General features: G+C 62.7%; 18 protein-coding genes. 6 read left to right on the forward strand and 12 right to left on the reverse strand.

Going from position 1 to position 19,165, the window contains the following annotated elements:
• Window positions 1–45 precede the first annotated feature (45 nt).
• From LH365_RS18720 to LH365_RS01680, 3 genes are all read right to left on the reverse strand, one after another.
• Window positions 46–702 (reverse strand): Fic family protein, encoded by a 657-nt coding sequence (locus LH365_RS18720; RefSeq protein WP_226744488.1) that lies wholly within the window; start codon window positions 700–702, stop codon window positions 46–48.
• 6 nt (window positions 703–708) lie between these two features.
• Window positions 709–900 (reverse strand): hypothetical protein, encoded by a 192-nt coding sequence (locus LH365_RS01675; RefSeq protein WP_226744489.1) that lies wholly within the window; start codon window positions 898–900, stop codon window positions 709–711.
• 148 nt (window positions 901–1,048) lie between these two features.
• A complete protein-coding gene (locus LH365_RS01680) occupies window positions 1,049–1,513 on the reverse strand; it encodes a hypothetical protein (protein WP_226744490.1) in 465 nt (154 codons plus the stop codon).
• Window positions 1,514–1,740: 227 nt separating this feature from the next.
• On the opposite strand from LH365_RS01680, the gene LH365_RS01685 reads away from it, so the two are divergent.
• Window positions 1,741–3,930, forward strand: coding sequence for an FdhF/YdeP family oxidoreductase (locus tag LH365_RS01685; RefSeq protein WP_226744491.1), 2,190 nt, complete (start codon window positions 1,741–1,743; stop codon window positions 3,928–3,930).
• A gap of 65 nt (window positions 3,931–3,995) precedes the next feature.
• A complete protein-coding gene (locus LH365_RS01690; protein ID WP_226744492.1) occupies window positions 3,996–4,823 on the forward strand; it encodes an alpha/beta hydrolase in 828 nt (275 codons plus the stop codon).
• On the opposite strand, the gene glp is transcribed toward LH365_RS01690, so the two are convergent.
• Genes glp through moaA form a run of 3 tightly spaced genes read right to left on the reverse strand, consistent with a single transcriptional unit; the run spans window position 4,820 to window position 7,618 of the window.
• Entirely contained in the window at window positions 4,820–6,040 is a 1,221-nt protein-coding gene (glp, locus tag LH365_RS01695) for a gephyrin-like molybdotransferase Glp (RefSeq protein WP_226744493.1), read from the reverse strand. The two genes, LH365_RS01690 and glp, sit on opposite strands and share 4 nt — an antisense overlap.
• The gene (moaB, locus tag LH365_RS01700) at window positions 6,037–6,603 is read right to left on the reverse strand and encodes a molybdenum cofactor biosynthesis protein B (RefSeq protein ID WP_226744494.1); all 567 of its coding nucleotides are present in this window, start codon (window positions 6,601–6,603) and stop codon (window positions 6,037–6,039) included. The genes glp and moaB overlap by 4 nt, the downstream gene beginning before the upstream one ends.
• Window position 6,604: 1 nt before the next feature.
• Complete coding sequence (gene moaA / locus LH365_RS01705) at window positions 6,605–7,618, reverse strand: GTP 3',8-cyclase MoaA (protein ID WP_226744495.1); 1,014 nt, start codon at window positions 7,616–7,618, stop codon at window positions 6,605–6,607.
• 131 nt (window positions 7,619–7,749) lie between these two features.
• Between moaA and LH365_RS01710 the strand changes: the two genes are divergently transcribed.
• Window positions 7,750–9,417 (forward strand): carboxylesterase/lipase family protein, encoded by a 1,668-nt coding sequence (locus LH365_RS01710; RefSeq protein ID WP_226744496.1) that lies wholly within the window; start codon window positions 7,750–7,752, stop codon window positions 9,415–9,417.
• Window positions 9,418–9,577: 160 nt separating this feature from the next.
• Here the strand turns inward: LH365_RS01710 and LH365_RS01715 are convergent, their stop codons facing one another.
• The 4 genes from LH365_RS01715 to LH365_RS01730 all read right to left on the reverse strand — a co-directional run bounded on the left by LH365_RS01715 (window position 9,578) and on the right by LH365_RS01730 (window position 14,021).
• Entirely contained in the window at window positions 9,578–10,003 is a 426-nt protein-coding gene (locus tag LH365_RS01715; RefSeq protein WP_226744497.1) for a GNAT family N-acetyltransferase, read from the reverse strand.
• Window positions 10,000–10,842, reverse strand: coding sequence for a S9 family peptidase (locus LH365_RS01720; protein WP_226744498.1), 843 nt, complete (start codon window positions 10,840–10,842; stop codon window positions 10,000–10,002). Before LH365_RS01720 ends, LH365_RS01715 begins: the two co-directional genes overlap by 4 nt.
• Window positions 10,843–11,097: 255 nt before the next feature.
• Entirely contained in the window at window positions 11,098–12,537 is a 1,440-nt protein-coding gene (locus LH365_RS01725) for a mannitol dehydrogenase family protein (RefSeq protein WP_226744499.1), read from the reverse strand.
• Window positions 12,534–14,021, reverse strand: a complete 1,488-nt coding sequence (locus LH365_RS01730) for a UxaA family hydrolase (RefSeq protein WP_304502302.1) — start codon at window positions 14,019–14,021, stop codon at window positions 12,534–12,536. Before LH365_RS01730 ends, LH365_RS01725 begins: the two co-directional genes overlap by 4 nt.
• A gap of 293 nt (window positions 14,022–14,314) precedes the next feature.
• Between LH365_RS01730 and LH365_RS01735 the strand changes: the two genes are divergently transcribed.
• Both LH365_RS01735 and uxaC read left to right on the forward strand, forming a co-directional pair.
• Entirely contained in the window at window positions 14,315–15,403 is a 1,089-nt protein-coding gene (locus tag LH365_RS01735; RefSeq protein WP_226744500.1) for a LacI family DNA-binding transcriptional regulator, read from the forward strand.
• A 150-nt stretch (window positions 15,404–15,553) separates the two neighbouring features.
• On the forward strand, window positions 15,554–16,966 hold the full coding sequence (gene uxaC / locus LH365_RS01740; protein ID WP_226744501.1) for a glucuronate isomerase: 1,413 nt from the start codon (window positions 15,554–15,556) through the stop codon (window positions 16,964–16,966).
• 97 nt (window positions 16,967–17,063) lie between these two features.
• Here uxaC and LH365_RS01745 read toward each other — a convergent pair whose 3' ends face one another.
• Both LH365_RS01745 and LH365_RS01750 read right to left on the reverse strand, forming a co-directional pair.
• The gene (locus LH365_RS01745; protein WP_226744502.1) at window positions 17,064–17,312 is read right to left on the reverse strand and encodes an Atu4866 domain-containing protein; all 249 of its coding nucleotides are present in this window, start codon (window positions 17,310–17,312) and stop codon (window positions 17,064–17,066) included.
• A gap of 62 nt (window positions 17,313–17,374) precedes the next feature.
• A complete protein-coding gene (locus LH365_RS01750) occupies window positions 17,375–18,100 on the reverse strand; it encodes an SDR family oxidoreductase (RefSeq protein ID WP_226744503.1) in 726 nt (241 codons plus the stop codon).
• 131 nt (window positions 18,101–18,231) lie between these two features.
• Between LH365_RS01750 and LH365_RS01755 the strand changes: the two genes are divergently transcribed.
• Window positions 18,232–19,092: a LysR family transcriptional regulator gene (locus LH365_RS01755; RefSeq protein ID WP_255606665.1), complete on the forward strand. Its 861-nt coding sequence runs from the start codon at window positions 18,232–18,234 to the stop codon at window positions 19,090–19,092.
• Window positions 19,093–19,165: the final 73 nt, after the last annotated feature.

Here is a 19,165-nt window from a genome sequence, read left to right on the forward strand (position 1 = left end):
GAAGATCAAGTTGCCGACAAACGGCTTGGTCAATCTGAATAAGGCTTAAGCACCCCCTGGCAGAGGCTCCTCACTAACGTCCGGAGATGGGCCAGCCTCCGCCGACGCGAGTTGTTCACTGAGAAGGCGTTGTAGTAGGGCGTGAAGAGGGGCTAAGTCCACGTTGCCGGTTGCTGCAAGGCTTTGATCGGCTACCCTAAGACCTGCGTAATATTCTGGTCTATTTGCCGTAATCAATTCCGGTAAGATAGGTGTGCCAGGTAGCCAGCCGCCTGCCTTTGCACAAATAACATAATGGCAGGCAACGCGCGCTGTCCGACCGTTTCCATTGATAAATGGATGGATATAATTCAGCTTCCACAGTACATAAGCGGCTAGCCCAATAGGGCCGCTGCTGTTCCACATGAAGTTCACTTCATTGGTGAACATTTGCATATGCGCCGGCACTTCCCACCACGGCGGTGGTAGATGATTGCCTACCCTTACCTCGCACGGCCTAAATTCGCCTGCGCTAGGATGCAGGCATGTAATAGCGTGATAATTTAATGCTTTCAAAATCTGATTTGAAAGCAATGGGTGCCTAGCATCAATCGACGCTCTAACGATGGATCGAAGAAAGCTATATTGGCGGTCGAGGTTTTCAGCCGCTAGCTGCTGATAGATTGGATTGTTTTCAGTGCCAACGAGTGAGTGAACAAACATGCGCTATTAAGCGGGCTTGCCGTCCATACGTTCCAAAGCCTGTTCCACCTGATGCTTGGTGAACGGGTGGTTTTTCGGCAAATTGCCGAACACAAACGAAACGCGTTGATTACGGATTTCTTCCGGGGTCATTTCCACTTTGGCTGCCGCTTGGAGTCGCTTAAGCAACGCGGCATCGTCTACGATGTCGAAGGGCATGGTTGGTTCCTGATTCTGGAAGGCGTATACGTATAAAAAGTTAACAGCACGATGTACATTCCACTCAGCGGCTGTCAACTCACAACATTCGAAATTACAGAAATTGAATTAACGAGAGGTTGATTCCGTTCTGATTGATTGCGCGACCTTACGACGTGTCGTCGTCCTCGGCGGTGAGCAGGGCCTCAATCTCGTCTTCGGACATCAGACCTTCGAGCATCTGTAACATGCCCTCGATTTGCTGACGCGACGTCGCAGGCTGGGGCTTCATGACCAAAGCGCGGGCAGCGATTTCGGATTGCGTCGGGGCCGGAACGGAAACGGGCAACGCCACGGATAACCCGGCCGGCCTTTGCGTATCCCGTCGTGGCGTCACTTCGACAGCGTGCCGGTTGCTGCGGACTTCGGCGGCGTCGATGCGGGCATAGAGCCGTTCGATCATCAGGGCGCGGCGGATGCCTTTTTCGATGTCTTCGCCGGTTTCCGGATCGTCGATCTTTTCGAGACCCAGCAGCATACGGTCGGCGAAGGCGCGCAGTCGGTCGCGCCGGTCTTCGGGCGTCAGGGGTTTGGTTGTGCGCTCCGCGTGGGTCATGGAGGGAGGATAGGGCACGGTGAAACGGCGGGGATAGATTTTCTTGAAAGCGCGAAGCGCAAAGAGAAAACCACCCCACCACCACATCTCACTCACTGCGTTCGCTCGTGTGGTCCCCCTCCCCGCCAGCGGGGAGGTATGAAGGGGGGAGCTTTGAAGTTACGGGTGCAGGGGCGATGCCCCTGCCCGCCGGAGGCCCCGTCTTCCCGCTATACCCCGTCGATCAGAGGGGATAGACTGTGCCCATGAACAAACCCACCAAACCCCCAGCTAATAAAACTGTTGTCGGCGGTGGCGCCAGGAAGGTGCTGTACGCGCTGAAGACCGCCACGCGCATAGGTCTCGACAATACGGCCAAGGCGCTGACGGCGAAGAATGCCTGCAAGGCGTGCGCGCTGGGCATGGGCGGGCAGAAGGGCGGCATGACCAACGAGGCGGGGGAATTCCCCTCGGTATGCAACAAGTCGATCCAGGCGCAGTCGACCGACATTCAGCCGGGGATACCGCCGGAGGTGATCGACCACAGTCTGGCGGACCTGCGCGAGCTGGACGGCCACGAACTGGAGCATCTGGGGCGGCTGGCCTTTCCGGTCTACAAGGCAGCCGACAGCGACCGTTACGTGCCGGTGGACTGGGAGTTCGCGCTCGATCTGGCGGCGCGGCGGTTCGCGGAAACGTTGCCTGAGCGCACCGTCTTCTACTCTTCGGGGCGGTCGTCGAACGAGGCGGGCTTCGTGCTGCAACTGCTGGCGCGGCTCTACGGCACCAACAATGTCAACAACTGCTCCTATTATTGCCATCAGGCGACGGGAGTGGGGCTGGATGCGACCATCGGCACCGGCACGGCGACGGTCGAGATGGAGGACCTCGATCGCTGCGACTTTATTCTGGTCATCGGGGCCAATCCGTCGTCGAACCATCCGCGCCTTATCCATAAGCTGAAAGGGGTGAGGGACCGCGGCGGCGAGGTGGTGATCATCAATCCGGCCAAGGAGCCGGGGCTGGTGCGTTTTGCCTTGCCTAAGAGCGTCAGATCGATGGTGTCGGGCGGCGACTGGATCGCGTCGGATTATCTGCAACCGCGCATCGGCTCGGACCTGGCCGTGCTGAAGGGACTGCTCAAGGCGGTGCTGGAAATCAGTGCACAGGACGACAGGTTCATCAACGACCATACCGAAGGTTTTGCCGAACTGCGCGCCGACATAGAGGCGGCGGACTGGGGCGAGATCGAGACGCGCACGGGGCTGGCGCGCGAAGACATCCGGCGGGTGGCGGGGCTCTATGCCAAGGCGAAGTCGGCGGTGATCGCCTGGGGTATGGGGATCACGCACCATCTCAACGGCGTCGATAATGTCGAATATATCGCCAATCTGTGCCTGATGCGCGGGCAGATCGGGCGTCCGGGGGCGGGGCTTTTGCCGTTGCGCGGTCATTCCAACGTGCAGGGCATCGGCACGATCGGCGTCAAGCCGGTGCTGGCCGCCGAGGTGCTGGACCGCATGGAGCAGACGCTGGGCGTTACGCTGCCGCGCGAAAAGGGCCTCGACACCATGCGCGGCATGGAGGCCGCCCATCGCGGCGAGATCGACGCGGCATTGATCATGGGGGGCAACCTGTACGAGGCCAATCCCAACAGCCGGTTTGCCGAAGAGGCCTTTGCGCGTATCGGCTTCAAGCTGTACCTGACGACGACGCTCAATCGTGGCCATGTCTACGGCCACGACGACACCGAAGCGCTGATCCTGCCGGTGACGGCGCGCGACGAGGAGTGGCAGCCGACGACGCAGGAATCGATGTTCAACTTTGTGCGCCTGTCCGACGGCGGCATCTGCCGGCTGAAGTCGGTGCGGCCGGAGACGGACATCCTGTGCGATCTGGCGCGGCGGCTTTTGCCCGATAGTTCGGTCGATTTCGAGGCCTTCAAACAGCACCGCACCATCCGCGAAGCCATTGCCCGCATCGTGCCGGGAATGGAGGACCTCGCCGATATCGACGTGGCCAAACGCGAATTCCATATCCGCGGTCGCGTCCTGCACGCGCCGGACTTCAAAACGCCGTCTGGCCGGGGCCGCTTCATCGTGCGCGACCTGCCGCCGGTGCAGGGCGACCTGCTGCTGACCACGGTGCGCTCGGAAGGGCAGTTCAACTCGATCATCTATGAGCGCACCGACAGCTATCGCGGCATGGACCGGATGGACGTGATGATGAATGCCGAGGACATGGCCGGTCTGGGTTTGAGCGACGGTGAGGCGGTGGTGGTGGAATCCGCCCACGGCGTGATGAGCGGCGCACGGGTGCGGGTGTTCGATCTGGCGCGTGGTTCGGTCATGGCCTACTACCCGGAGGCCAATGTGCTGACCGGCACGGCGGTCGATCCGCGCAGCCGCACCCCGTCGTTCAAGGCCACGCCTGTGCGGGTGCGAAAAAACGCCTGACGCCCTCTTGTAATCCGCCTGTCACCATCCCTAATCATAGTGGACGGGTTGACGGATGGGGCAATATGAAAACGCTGATGAAGTGGATCGGACGGCTGCTGACAGCGCTCGTCCTCCTGGCAGGTCTGGCCTATGCCGGTGCGTGCGGCTACCTCTATGTGGTTCAGCGCGACAAGCTTTACATCACACCGCACGCCGAGATACGCCCGAACGTCGCCGAGGTGCCGGGCATTCGCGACATCCGTCTCAAGACACCCGATGGCGAGACGCTTCAGGCCTGGTATCTGCCGCCGAAACCGGGCCAGCCGCTCTATCTGTTTTTCGGCGGTCAGGGCCGCCGGCTGGATGAGCAAAGCCACCGCTATGTCGAGATGCATAAGCGCGGCGAGGGCTTTCTGGCCCTGGCCTATCGCGGCTTTTCGGCCTCTACCGGCAAGCCGACCGAGGACGGCCTGTTTATGGATGGGCTGGTGGCCTATGACTGGTTGAAGAGGTCCGGTTATCAGCCGGAGCAGATCGTCATCCACGGCCATTCGCTGGGTTCAGGCGTAGCAACCTATGTAGCGACGCAGCGCCCGGCGCGCGGCCTGATCCTCGAAGCGCCGTTCACGGCAGCGTCCGATATCGGGCAGGAACGTTACCCCTATATTCCGGTCGAGATGCTGATGCTGGACAAGTTCGCCAATCGCGACCGCATCGGCTTTGTGCACATGCCGATCCTGATCGTACATGGCGACAGGGACGACATGATCCCCTTCGCGCACGGCGAGCGTCTGTATGCGCTGGCCCCGCAACCCAAGACCTTCAAGCGCATGGTGGGTGAAGGCCATTCGACCCTCACCCGCGCGGGTATCTATGGCGTCTATGACGACTGGCTGAAAACCCTGCCCTAATATCGCTCCAGCGGCAGATAGGCGCACAGGTCGCCCGCCCTGGTCGCCGGTGCGTTCGGCAGGCGGCGGATCAGCACGTCGCTCTGGGCAAAGACGGCGATCAGCGAGGAATCCTGATCGGCAAAGGGACGCAGGGCCGGGCGACCCTCGCCATCCGTCACAATGCGCCCGCGCAGCCAGGTTTCGCGCGGCCCGTTAGCGGAAATATCCACGGCGGCGGGCAGGCTCAGGGCCGTGTCGCGTGCGGATTGGCCCAAAGCGGCCTCGATCCACGGCTTGAGGAACAGTTGCGCGCAGACCATGCTGGATGCCGGATTGCCGGGCAGGCCCAGCACGCGACGGCCATCCTCAAGCACACCGGTCCAGGTCGGCTTGCCCGGACGGATATTGATGCTGGCGAAGTCGATGACCAGCCCCAGCCGCTCCAGCGCCGGTTTGACCAGATCGTAGTCGCCGACGCTGGCCCCGCCGATCGTGACGATCAGGTTGGCCTCGGTGTCTTTCAGTGCGTCGTGAATGACATCGAGATCGTCGCTTTCGACGCCGATGAAGCTGGCCTTGGCGCCCCATTGGCGGCACATGGCCATCAGGGCGAAGGAGCCGGACTCGAAAATCTGATCCTCGCGCGGCTCGCTTCCCGGCGCGACCAGTTCGTCGCCGGTCGACAGAATACTGATGCGCGGACGGCGCGCCACCTTCAGCGATTTCTGGCCCGCCGCCGCCGCCAGCGACAGCCGCCACGGATCGAGCCGCACCCCGGCTTCTAAGAGTTCGTGCCCGGCCTTGAAGTCCTGCCCCTTGGGGCGGATGTGCGTCTTGGGGTCGTTCCAGCCGTCGGGCTCGATAAAGACGCCCATGTCCGTGACGCGGACATTTTCCTGAATGACCACGGCCTTGGCCCCGTCCGGCACCGGTGCTCCGGTATAGATGCGCACGCACTGACCCCATTCGACGCGACCGTCGAAGCGCTTGCCCGCCGCGCTTTCACCGATCAGCGTCAGCGGAGACCCTTGCGCCACGGGGTCTGTCAGCGACTTGCAGATGGCGTAGCCGTCCATGGCCGAGGCGTCGAAGGGCGGCTGATCGCGGGTGGCCACGACCGGCTCGGTCAGGACGCGGCCCAGCGCCTTCGACAACGCCACCTTGCGCGGCTGAGGCGCGGGTGCGGCCTCACGCATGAAGGCGACGGCTTCATCAACGGGGATGCCTTTTTTCATTTCTCTAACAACCGGGGCATCAGTTCGACCATGTTGCAGGGGCCGTGTCGCGAATCGAGCTGCCAGCGAATGACCTTGTCCCAGCCGTCCTTGCAGGCGCCGTTCGAGCCCGGCAGGCAGAAGACGAAGACGCCGCGGATGATTCCCGCCAGCGCCCGCGATTGCAGGGTCGACAGGCCGACCGTCTGAAAGCTGACCATGTGGAAAATGGTCGAAAAGCCTTCGATGCGTTTGTCGAACATCGGCTCGACGGCTTCGGGGGTGATGTCGCGGCCGGTGATGCCGGTGCCGCCGGTCGAGATGATGGCATCGACATTACCGGACTCGACCCAGTTGGCGATAACCGTGCGGATATGGTCCTTGTCGTCGCGCACCAGTTCGCGCGCCGCCACATGATGACCGGCGGCGGCGATGCGCGCATCCAGCAGGTCGCCTGAGGTGTCGGTGTCGCGCGTGCGGCTGTCGGACACGGTGAGGACGGCGATATTGACAGGCTTGAACGGACGCTCGAAGTCGATGCGCCCCGCGCCGAGGTATGATTTTTCTTTTTCCGTAAGCTGCATTCTATCCTCCCGTCACCGACATGGTCCGGCGCGGTACGTAAGCCGTCGTAGGGGCGAATCGCCCGATGAAGAAGTCGTGCGCCTTGGGCTTGTGTCGCAGGGCGTTGGCGAAGGCGGCGGTCAGCGACGCATCGCTGGCGTCTTCGCGCAAAGCCGAACGCAGATCGACATGATCGTCCTGCCCCAGACACATGTACAGTTGCCCGGTGCAGGTGACGCGCACGCGGTTGCAGGTGTCGCAGAAATTATGGCTCAGCGGCGTGATCAGCCCCAGCCGCCCGCCGGTTTCGGCCACCTGGTAATAGCGCGCCGGCCCGCCGGTGGTGTCGCTGAGGGGGGTGAGGTCCCAGAAGCTGTGCAGTTCGCTCATCACATCGCGCAAGGAGACGAACTGATCCTCGCGGCCCGCGATTTCTTCGCCCAGCGGCATGGTCTCGATCAGCGAAATATCCATGCCGTGCGCGTGGGCGAATCGGATCATGTCGGGCAGATGCGCGCGGTTGTCCTGTTGCAGGGCGACCGTATTGAGCTTGACCTTGAGGCCCGATGCTTGTGCCGCCGCGATGCCGTCGAGCACCTTGGCCAGATCGCCGCCGCGCGTGATGCGGCGGAAGGTGGCGGGATCGAGGCTGTCCAGCGAGACATTGATGCGGCGGATGCCGGCCTCGGCCAGATGCGGCGCGGCGTCTTTCAGCAGCGTGCCGTTGGTGGTCAGGGTCAGTTCTTTCAGCCGGCCCTCATGGACCTGCCGCCCCAGCCGCTTGAGGAAATCGAGTATGCCCTTGCGCACCAGGGGCTCGCCGCCGGTGATGCGCAGCCGCTCGACGCCCTGATCGATGAGGAACAGGCTCAGCCGCTCCAGTTCCTCGAAGGTCAGCAGGTCGCGGCGCGGCAAAAAGGTCTGGTGTTCCGACATGCAGTAGGTGCAGCGCAGGTCGCAGCGGTCCGTCACCGAAATCCGCACATAGGAGATGCGGCGGTTATAGCCATCGGTCAGGATGGGTGTGGAACTCATGCCGTTGAAATAGCCGGAAAAACGCGGCGATGACAAGGCGCAGAGCGCAGGCGCGGCTTTACTTTTGCGTGTTTCCGCGCCACCTTCGGCTCACAAGCCCAACATAATCCGTAATACAGGGAAATGCCTCCATGAAACGCCGTGACGCCCTTGCGGGCCTGTCCGCTCTCGGTTTGTCCACCTTCATGACACCGGTATCATCGGCGACGCCCAAAACGAAGGCCGTGACGGTGACAACCACCAACGGTCCCGTGACGGGGCAGGTGAAGAACGGCACGGCGGTGTTTCTGGGACTGCGTTACGGCGATACCACGGCGCCGCCCTATCGCTTCTTGCCGCCGCGCAAACCGCAACCGTGGACGAAACCGATGCGGGCCGACACATACGGCCCGGCCAGTCCGCAGCAATCGACGCCCGACCCGTATGGCAAGAGCGAGGATTGTTTGTTTCTGAACGTGTGGACACCTGAGGCAGCCGCGCGCAATCCGAAAAGCGGGAGCCGATTTTCGGATTCAATTGCGCGACCAAAGGAAGCGAAAACCAAACGCCCGGTGATGGTCTATTTCCACGGCGGGGCTTATGCCAACGGCTCCGGCTCGCACGCCGAATATGAGGGCACGAACCTGTCGCAGCGCGGCGACGTGGTGGTGGTGACGGTCAACCACCGGCTCAATGCTTTCGGTTATCTCTATCTGGCGCGGCTGGAGCGGCTGATCACCGGTCAGCCGGGGCCGCTGGCCTTTTCGGGCAATTGCGGACAACTCGATCTGATACTGGCGCTCGAATGGGTGCGCGACAATATCGCGGCCTTCGGCGGCGACCCGGACAGCGTCATGGTCTTCGGCCAGTCGGGCGGCGGGGCCAAGATCGCCACCCTGATGGCCACGCCCAAGGCCGACGGCCTGTTCCACAAGGCGGCGACCATGAGCGGGCAGCAGGTCACAGCTTCCGGTCCCGGCAATGCTACGACGCGGGCCAGGGCGTTTCTCGGCGCGCTGGGTTTGAAGCCTGACGCCGAGGGGCTGAAGGCCGTGCAGACCCTGCCGTGGGAACAACTGGTGACGGCGCTCAAAGTCACCGATCCGGTGCTGGGGTCCGGTGGGGTCTATATGGGTCCGGTGCTGGACGAGACGATCCTGTTCCGCCACCCCTTCTATCCCGATGCCGCCCCGCAATCGCGGCACATCCCCATGATCATCGGCAATACGCTGAACGAAACCAAGGGTTTTCAAGGCAATGACCCGGCCTATAGTCATCTGACCTGGGCCGATCTCGCCGAAAAGATGCCACCCTCCTATCGCGTCGATATCGACCCCTGGGTGGTCATCGACACTTACCGCAAGCTCTATCCGCAGATGACGCCGACCGATGTCTATTTCGCCGCTACGACCGCCGGACGGTCATGGCGCGGGGCGATTATCGAGGCCGAGGAACGGGCGAAGATCAGCGCGAAAACCTATGTCTATCAGGCCAACTGGCAGAGCCCCAAGGACGGCGGCAAGTATGGCGCGCCGCACGCGGTCGAAATCCCGCTGGTCTTTCGCAATACCGCCGTGCCGAGCGCCATGACAACGGATTCAGAGGGCGCGCGCCGGATGGCCGACCTGTTCTCGGATGCGTTTATCGCCTTTGCACGGACGGGTTCGCCCCAGACGGCGGCCCTGCCCGAATGGACGCCCTACAGCCTGCCGAAGCGCGAGACGATGCTGATGGATGTGAAGCCGCAACTGGCCAACGATCCGCGCGGCGAAGAGCGCAAGCTGTTCGACAAGGTGCCGTTCGTGCAAGCCGGGACGTGACCCTTTCATCCTCCCCTGTAGCAAAGCGTACGGGGGAGGTGTCGAGCAAGCGAAGCGCGTCGAGACGGAGGGGGCATTCCTGCCGTTTTCGCCCCCTCCGTCAGCTCATTTCATTCGCTGCCACCTCCCCCGTACGCTTTGCTACAGGGGAGGATGTAGGCTACTGCGCCATATAGATGATCGGATAGGGATTGCCTGCCGCGTCCGTCTCCGACCGCCCGGTCACTTTGAACCCGCACTTTTCGTAGAACCGGACATTGCCCTCGACCTGTTCGTTGACCTCGACGATCAGCGGGCCCTTCAGCGCGCGGGCATGGGCGATCAGAGCGCGTCCGATACCGCGGCGCTGATAGTCAGGATCGACGAACAGCATGGCCAGCATATTTTCGCCGATCAGGGTGCAGAAGCCGGTGGGTTGACCTTCGTCCGACACCCACACCTCGCCGCCGGTCAGGCCTGCCAGCAGATAGGGCCGGTAAACGTCGATATCGCCCTCACTCAGGAAGTGATAGGCGGCGCGCACCGACTCTTCCCAGATGGTCATCAGGCGCATCATATCGGCGGTGGTTGCCCGACGAAGGATCAAGCGCCCAGCACCTTGTCGATCCAGCGCTGCGCCATCGCCGGCCATTGATCGTGGGTGCCGTCGCGTTCGCGCAGGGCGAAGCCGTGCGGGGCCTGCGGGAAGATATGCGCATCGACGTCGCCGCCGGTCTGCTGCATGGCCTTGATCAGGTTGAGCGCGTGATCGACCGGCACGATCTGATCGTGCAGGGCGTAGGCGAGGAAGACCGGCATCTGCGGAATACCGTGCGGCTCGCCGGCGATGCCGATGGGCCAGGCGTCGTAGAAGGCCTGTTTTTCGACCGGCGGATAGTCGGGCTTTCCCGCCGGCGCCTTATAATCGCGGTGGTTGGCGTTAATCGGCGCATAGGCGATCAGCACGCCTTTCGCCTTCTGGGCGTGCGGCTGGCAGGCCATGACACCGGCCAGATGCCCGCCCGACGACAGGCCGATATGCAGCAGAGGCAGGGGATCGAGGTCGTTGAGATAGTCCAGCGCGCTGATGCCGTCGCTCAGGGCGATGTCGTAGGGCCACAGGCCGCCGTCATTGTCGTCCTGACCCGGCAGGCGGTGCGTCAGCACATAGGCGTCGATGCCCTGTGCATTGAGCCACAGGGCGACTTCGACGCCTTCCCTGTCGTGGACGAGGTTGATATAGCCGCCGCCGCCATAAACGATCGCGCGGGCGCGCGCCGGAGCCGAAGTTGGGGCCTTGAACGCGCTCAGTTCGGCGCGGGTGACGCGCTTATAGACGCGGTCCGGCCACTGGCCTTCCGGGGCGTTCAGCGCGCCTTCCGACAGGGCTATGACGCGGTCGGGCGTGGGGGCTTCGGCGGGCAGGGCAGGGCGGGGCGTCGGCATGTCAGCTTGTCCTTCTTATGAGGGGCAAGCGGTAATGCTGAGGGGCAAAGGCGTCAACCTTCTTATACCTCCTCAGTTCACTGGGGAGGGGGACCGCACGACGCGCGTAGCGCTGGATGCGGTGGTGGGGGTTCTTACTTAAAAATTCACAAACAGTATGAGGGTAGGTTCGCAAGATGCCCCACCACCACATCTCACTCACTGCGTTCGTTCGTGCGGTCCCCCTCCCCAACAAGTTGGGGAGGTATAATGGGATTAAGCCGCTACCTGTTCGCGCGACAGGAGGGTTTGATACGCCCCTTCGACCGCCGTGATGACGCGCGGGTCGGTCGCCAGCGCTTCCGGGAAGACCTTCCGATAAGCGAGGAACGCCGCCACGTCGGCCACATCGTCGTTCAGACCCCTGCCCAGTGCGATCAGTTCGTCGGCCAGAGGATCGGTGATCGTCTCGCCCGCCACGGCCCTGGTGCGCACGAAACGCATCCACGCCGCCAATGGCACGCCAAACCGCGCCACATCCTGTCCCTTGTCCAGCGCTTCGGACAGCGACGACAGCAGTCGGATGGGCAGCTTTTGCGAACCGTCCCAGGCGATCTGCGACAGCAGGTGACGGATGGCCGGGTTGCGGAAGCGCTTGAGGATGGCCTCCGAATAGGCGACCAGATCGAGACCTTTCGGGGCTTCCAGCAGCGGCACGACGTCCGAGATCATCAGGTCGCGGGCCAGCGCCCCCAGTTCGGCGTCTTTCATGGCTTCGGACACGCTTTCGATACCTTTGTGCAGGCCGGTATAGGCGAGCGTCGAGTGCGGTCCGTTGAGCAGGCGCAGCTTGGCGCGTTCATAGGCCGGGACATTGTCGGTCAGGATGACCCCGACGCTGGCCCAGTCCGGACCACCGGCGTGGGCGTGTTCTTCGATCACCCACTGGGTGAAGGCTTCGCGCTGGATCGGCCAGGCGTCTTCGAGGCCGATGGCGTCCTTGACGCGCGCACGCAGCGCATCGTCGGTCGCCGGGGTGATGGAATCGACCATGGTGCAGGGGCAGGCCAGATCGGCCTCGATTTTTGCCGCCAGGGCCGCATCGAGCTTGGCTACGAAGGCCACAACGGCGGCCTTCAGGCGGTGGCCGTTCTTGGGCAGGTTGTCGCAGGGGATCAGCACGAAGGGCGCGACACCGGCGGCATAGCGGCGTCGCAGGCCTTCGGCGACGTAGCCGATATAGGACTTGGGCGTCTGCGGATGGGCGAGATCGTACACGATGTCGGCGTGGGCGAAGTCGAGTTCCCAGTTGGGATCGAGGCAATAGCCCTTTTCGGTGACGGTCGAGGTGACGATCTGCACTTCGGAGCGCGTCAGGCGCTCCAGGACGGCTTCGATGTCTTCGGGGCCGACCAGCACTTCGCGCATCGAACCGAGGATCTGATACGCGATCTTCTCATCGAGAATGGCCAGTGTGTAGAGACCGTCCTGCGCTTCAAGCGCGTCACGCACGCCCTTGGAATGCAGCGACACGCCGCAGATGCCCCAGCGCGGATCGCTGGCCAGCAGGGCATCGACAAAGGCCGCCTGATGCGCGCGGTGAAACGCGCCGGGCCCGAAATGGACGATGCCGACGGAGACCTTGGCCGGGTCGTAGGCGGGGGTGATGACCGCTGACTTGAGATCGGACAGGGTGGCAAGCGACAGGCGGGTCAAAGGGTTACTCCGTTTTTCCAGATGGCGATTTCGCGTTCTTCGTTCTTTTCGTTGTTCGACGGCTCGCCCGACGCCACGCGCAGGATCAGATCCATCAGGTCGTCCGTCGTCTCGTCCAGCGTCTTGCCTTCCAGCGCCTGACCGGCATTGAAGTCGATCCAGTGCGGTTTCTTTTCGGCCAGCGCCGTGTTCGACGCGATCTTCAGCGTCGGCGCGGGGAAGCCCAGCGGTGTGCCGCGGCCGGTGGTGAACAGCACGATCACCGCCCCTGCCGCCGTCAGGGCCGTCGACGACACCGCGTCATTGCCGGGCGCTTCAAGCAGGGACAGGCCCGGTTGCGTGGCGCGTTCGCCGTAGCGCAGCACCTCGGTCAACTGGCTTAAGCCGCCTTTCTGCACCGCGCCCAGCGACTTTTCTTCGAGCGTGGTGATGCCGCCGGCCTTGTTGCCGGGCGACGGGTTCTCGAACACCGGCTGGTTGTTGTCGAGGAAGTATTGTTTGAAGTCGTTGACCACATCGACGATCTCATGGAACACCGTCTCGTCCTTGGCGCGCGCCATCAGAATGCGTTCGGCGCCGAAGACCTCGGGGATTTCGGTCATGATCGACTTGCCGCCGGCCAGCGCAACAATGTCGGCCACGCGACCGACCAGCGGATTGGCGGTCAGGCCCGAAAAGCCGTCCGAGCCGCCGCACTTCACGCCGATGGCCAGGTCCGAAACGTGGCACAGTTCGCGCTGATCTTTTTCGACCACCTGAATCAGTTCTTCCAGCGCTTCCAGACCGGCCTCGTGCTCGTCATCGACCATCTGAGCCGCGAAATATTTGAGGCGGTCGGGCGTGCGGCCTTCGATCTCGCTGATCAGGGCGCTCAACTGATTGTTCTCGCAGCCCAGACCGACGATCAGCACGCCGCCGGCATTGGGATGAGCCGCCAGCGCCGCCAACAGCTTGCGCGTATGGCCGAGATCGTCCCCCAGTTGCGAACAGCCGAGCGGATGGGTCAGGGCGTGGACGCCATCGACGCGGCCCTTGAAGCGTTCCGTCGCCACCTTGGCCAGACGCTCCGAGGTGCGCGCCACGCAGCCGACCGTGCACAATATCCAGATTTCATTGCGGATGCCGACGCGGCCATCCGCCCGGCGGTAGCCCATGAAGGTCCGCGCATCGGGGTGCGAGCCTGGCCCTTCGGCAGCTTCGGGCACATAGTCATAATCTTCGACGCCGGTCAGCGAAGTGGCCAGGTTGTGCGTGTGGATATGCTCTCCCGTCCGAATCGGCGCAATCGCATGGCCGATGCGGAAGCCGAACTTCAGCACCGGTGCGTCCACGGCGATGTCGCGCAGGGCGATCTTGTGCCCCTTGGGGATGTCGGTGGTCAGCGTAACGTTCAGATCGCCGAAGCTCAGCACCTCGCCGGCGCTCAAAGGCTCGACGGCGATGGCCACGTCGTCGGTCGAATGGACGCGGACATAGCGCACCATGTCGGCAGCCTTGATATCCTTGGGGCCGAGGGCGGCGCAGGCGGCGGATTCGTCGGGCATGTGTCGGTGTCTCTCTGCATCCCTTTACGCAGGACGCCACTTTTTCGCGGTTAACGCTTGGTAACCGGTGTCATACCTCTGAAACCGGTGTATAAGCAAGAGGCGTAACGTGGTCGAGGGGCGAAAATATGCGTGCTTGCTCCTCACCGGCGTTTACCTCTAAATATAACATATGAAACGGACTTTTGTACGATCAGCCGTTTCGCAGCTCAGGCCGGAAGCATAACGCAAAAATGACCTCATCCGCTCTTTCCGAAGGCGCACCCGATCCCGTCGAAGAATTTCTCAAGCGCCGCAAGAAGGCGACGATCAATGACGTAGCGTCTCTGGCGCGGGTATCGAAGAAGACGGTGTCGCGGGTCATCAACCACTCGCCTTCGGTGCGCGCCGAAACTCGCGATCAGGTCAACGCCATCATCGCCCGCATCGGCTTCAAGCCCGACCCGCAGGCGCGCGGTCTGGCCTTCCGGCGCTCCTTCCTGCTGGGGCTGGTCTATGACAACCCCAATGCCCAGTACATCATCAACATCCAGAACGGCGTGCTGGACTGCATCCGCGGGTCGGGCACCGAACTGGTCGTGCACCCGTGCGACAAGAACGATCCGGACTTTGTCGAGGAAATCCGCGACTTCGTGGAGTTGCAGCGCCTGTCCGGCGTTATCCTGCTGCCGCCCATCGCCGAAAACCGTCAGCTTCTGGCCGTGCTCGACGATCTCGACGTGCCCTATGTGCGCATCACCGCCATGCTGGGCGCCGAAAACACCCCGCCGATCGAGTCGCAGCAGGTCGTGTCGCGCGACCGCATCGGCTGCCGTCAGGCGGCCGAGCACCTGGCCGATCTGGGCCACAGCCGTATCGGCTTCGTCACCGGCCCGGCGGGCTACGCCTCGGCGCGCGAACGCCGTCAGGGCTTCGACGAGGGCCTGACCGCGCGCGGCCTCGCTCTGGATACCACCCTGATCGTGCAGGGCGAATATACCTTCGAATCCGGCTATCTGGCCGGGAAGGCGCTCCTGGCCCAAACCCCGCGCCCGACCGCTATCTTCAGCTCAAACGACGAAATGGCCGTGGGCGTTTATAAGGCCGCCGCCGAAGCCGGCCTCGCCATCCCCGAAGACCTGAGCGTCGTCGGGTACGATGATGCCCCCATCGCTGCGCGCGTCACGCCGGGTCTGACCAGTGTGCGCGCGCCGATCCGCGACATGGGCCGTGCGGCCGCCGATGCCCTGATCGCCGAAAACAAGCGCGATACGACGATCTTCGACACGGCGCTGGTGGTGCGGCAATCGACCGGTCCGGCAGAGCCCCTGTTCAAGCCGTAGCTACATGCATTTTGCGAGCGATTCTAAAATAGGCGTTGAAAAATACCATGACACCGGTTACCTGTTGAGGCGGGAGCTTATGAACCTTGGGGCCGTCATAACACAAAGCTAAAGCGGTCTCCGGCTTCGCCTTTTTTCGGTACGTAACACATGTCCAAGCCTCTGATTCTGAACGAAGACCGCCTGTTTTCCGCGGACCCGGCGCAGCGCGCGGTCGCACGCGAACTCTACGCGCTGATCAAGGATTATCCGATCCTGTCGCCGCACGGTCATACCGACCCGCAATGGTTCGCCGACAACGAAAACTTCGGCAACGCCACAGAACTGCTGCTGGCGCCGGACCACTATGCCTACCGTATGCTCTATTCGCAGGGCGTAGCCATGAACGACGTCGGCGTCGCCTCCAGGGCCGGCCCGTCGACCGCCGATCCGCGTCAGGCGTGGAAGATATTCGCCTCGAACCAGCACCTGTTCCGCGGCACCCCGACCGCCATGTGGATGAGCCACGTCTTCGGCCACATCATGGGCTTCGACAAACGCCTCGATGAAACGACGGCGGACTTCTATTTCGACCGTATCGGTGAGCTACTGGCGTCGGACGCCTATAAGCCGCGCGCCCTGTTCGACCGCTTCAATATCGAGCTTCTGGCCACCACCGAGAGCCCGACCGACACGCTGGAGCACCATCAGAAGATCAAGGCTTCGGGCTGGAAGGGCCGCGTCGTCACCGCCTACCGCCCCGACCCGGTCATCGACGCCGAGCACGAAGACTTCCGCGACAAGCTGAAAATCTTCGCCGACCTGTCGGGCGAAGACGTTTATAGCTGGAAGGGCTATCTGGCCGCCCATCGCAAGCGCCGCGACTTCTTCATGGAGATGGGCGCGACCTCGACCGACCACGGCCACCCGACGGCCAAGACCGCCAACCTGTCGAGCGCCGACACCGAGGCCCTGTTCAACCGCATCATCAAGGGCGAGTTCACCGCCGCCGATGCCGAGCTGTTCCGCGCCCAGATGCTGACCGAAATGGCGCGCATGAGCCTCGACGACGGCCTGACCATGCAGATCCACCCCGGCTCGTTCCGCAATCACAACCAGAAGATCTTCGAGACCTTCGGGCGCGACAAGGGCTGCGACATTCCGCTGGCCACCGATTACGTCAACGATCTCAAGCCGCTGCTCGACGCCTTCGGCAATGAGACCGACCTGACGGTCATTCTGTTCACCCTCGATGAGACCGCCTACGCCCGCGAACTGGCGCCGCTGGCCGGTCACTATCCGATCCTGAAACTCGGCCCCTCGTGGTGGTTCCACGATTCGCCGGAAGGCATGACGCGCTTCCGGGAACAGGTCACCGAAACCGCCGGCTTCTACAATACGGTCGGCTTCAACGACGACACCCGCGCCTTCCTGTCTATCCCGGCGCGTCACGACGTCGCCCGCCGCATCGATGCCAACTTCCTGGCGCGTCTGGTGGTCGAGCATCGTCTGGAACTGGAAGACGCCGCCGAGACGATCAAGGACCTCACCTATAACCTGCCCAAGGCGGCGTATAAGCTTTAGGTTTTGAGTTGAAAAAATGAAGGGGGCGGTGCGCAAGCCGCGAAGCGGTAGCGCAACAGAAAAGCCCCCTTCACCCTATGCAGAACGAAGCCCTGGGCTAGGGTTGCGTCTCCCGATAAAAGACCATTCCGCCGTGGTACAGCACGTCATCGACGAAATCACCATCGGCGGTGAAGCCCGTATCGTCCCAGTATTCGATATGCGTTCCGGTAACCTCGTAACGGCCCCGATAGGCGCTTTTGCGCGCGCCGCGCGCCTCATCGTAGCGGCCGTTCGCCAGCAGTTCCTGCCGGACATGGCCGTCCCGGGTGACCCACATGCCGACATAAGGATGAGGGGTTTGCACAGGTGCCTCCTTCTGTGAGGGCGGGATAGCGGCAACCAGCGCCGCAAGGATCAGGGCGCGCATCAGGATGCCCGCGTCGGACGCACGACGATCTCGTTGACATCGACATCGTCCGGTTGCTCGATGGCGTAGCGCACCGCGCGACCTATGGCGTCCGGTTGCAGCGCGATGGCGCGATAGGTGCGCATCATCTCGGCAGCGGTTTCGTCGGTAATGGTGGAGGCCAGTTCGCTCTCTACCACGCCGGGATGGATGCAGGTGACGCGCAGGCGATCGTTTTCCTGACGCAGGCCGTCGGAAATCGCCCGTACGGCGTACTTGGTCGCACAGTAGACGGCGGCGGTCGGCACCACCTGCAAGGCCCCGATCGAAGCGATATTGATGACGTGGCCGTGGCCTTGCGCCCGCATGTCCGGCAGAACCGCCGCGATGCCGTGCAAGACGCCCTTGATATTGACATCGACCATGCGATCCCATTCCTCGACCTTCATCGAGGCCATGGGCGACAGCGGCATGATGCCGGCATTGTTGACGATGACATCGACCCGCCCCCATATCGTTTTCGCCGCTTCGGCAAAGGCAGCGACATTCGCGCGGTCGGTGACGTCCAGCGCGCGAACCTCTACCGTGGCGCCTCCGGCCTGCAGTTCCGTAGCCAGCGCCTCCAGTCGATCCACGCGCCGCGCCCCCAGCATCAGACGCGCACCCGTATCCGCCAGTTCGCGAGCAATACCGGCGCCGATGCCGCTCGAAGCCCCGGTAATCAATACAACCTTATCCATAGCCATGTTCAACTCCTGTGAAAGTGACAGGAGCGAATTTAGGCGGCACCAATTGTCACGACAATTTGCCCGTTGATTGACTTGGTGGTAAGTTTAAATAACCAATGCGGATTGATAAAAACATCATGGAACTGTTCGTGGCTGTCGCGGATGCCGGGAGTTTCCGGCTGGCGGCGGACCGTTTGGGCGTGACCCGTTCGGCGGTCAGTCAGTCCATGCGGCGGTTGGAGGATCATCTCGGCATCTCGCTGGTCAGCCGCACGACACGCAGTTTCAGCCTTACCGAAGCCGGTCAGCGCTTCTATGCGGAAGTCGCCCCGGCTATGGCCGAACTCAATGCCGCCGCCGAAGCCATAGGCGACCGCGCCGGGCCGCCCGTCGGCCTGTTGCGGCTGGCCGTATCCTCCATCGCCGAACGCTTCATTTCGGGGCCGCTGCTGGCGTCTTTTATCGAGGCTTACCCCGCCATCGAACTGGACGTCACCATCACCGACGACACCTTCGATATTGTCGCCGAAAGGTACGATGCCGGGGTGCGTCTCGGCGAAGTCATTGCTCAGGACATGATCGCCGTGCCGGTGTCCGGCGACCAGAGGCAACTGGCCTTCGCCGCACCCGCCTATATCGAACGCTACGGCGCGCCCGGCCACCCGCGCGATCTGATCCACCACCGCTGCATCGGCTGGCGACCCGCGCCGGGCGTTGCGCCCTATCGCTGGGAGTTCACCGAAGAGGGGCGCGACTTCAATGTCGAGGTCAGCCCCAACCTGACCACCAATGATATGGGCCTGATGGTCCGCACGGCCTGCGCCGGGGGTGGCGTCACCTTCGGTATGGAGGAAACCTTCCGCGCCTCTGTTGCGCGCGGCGAACTGGTGCCGCTGCTGGAGGCGTTTTCCTCGGCCTTTCCGGGCTTCTATCTCTATTTTCCCAGCCGCCGAAACCTTGCGCCCAAGCTCAGGGCGCTGATCGATCATGCGCGGGTTTTCAAAGGATAAAGACGAAGGGCCAGTCAGCCCCTTCCCCCCATAAATTATAAAGCCCCGCTATTTCCGGCGGGGCTCCCTGTAT

It is taken from the genome of Asticcacaulis sp. AND118 (assembly GCF_020535245.1).
Classification (GTDB): domain Bacteria; phylum Pseudomonadota; class Alphaproteobacteria; order Caulobacterales; family Caulobacteraceae; genus Asticcacaulis.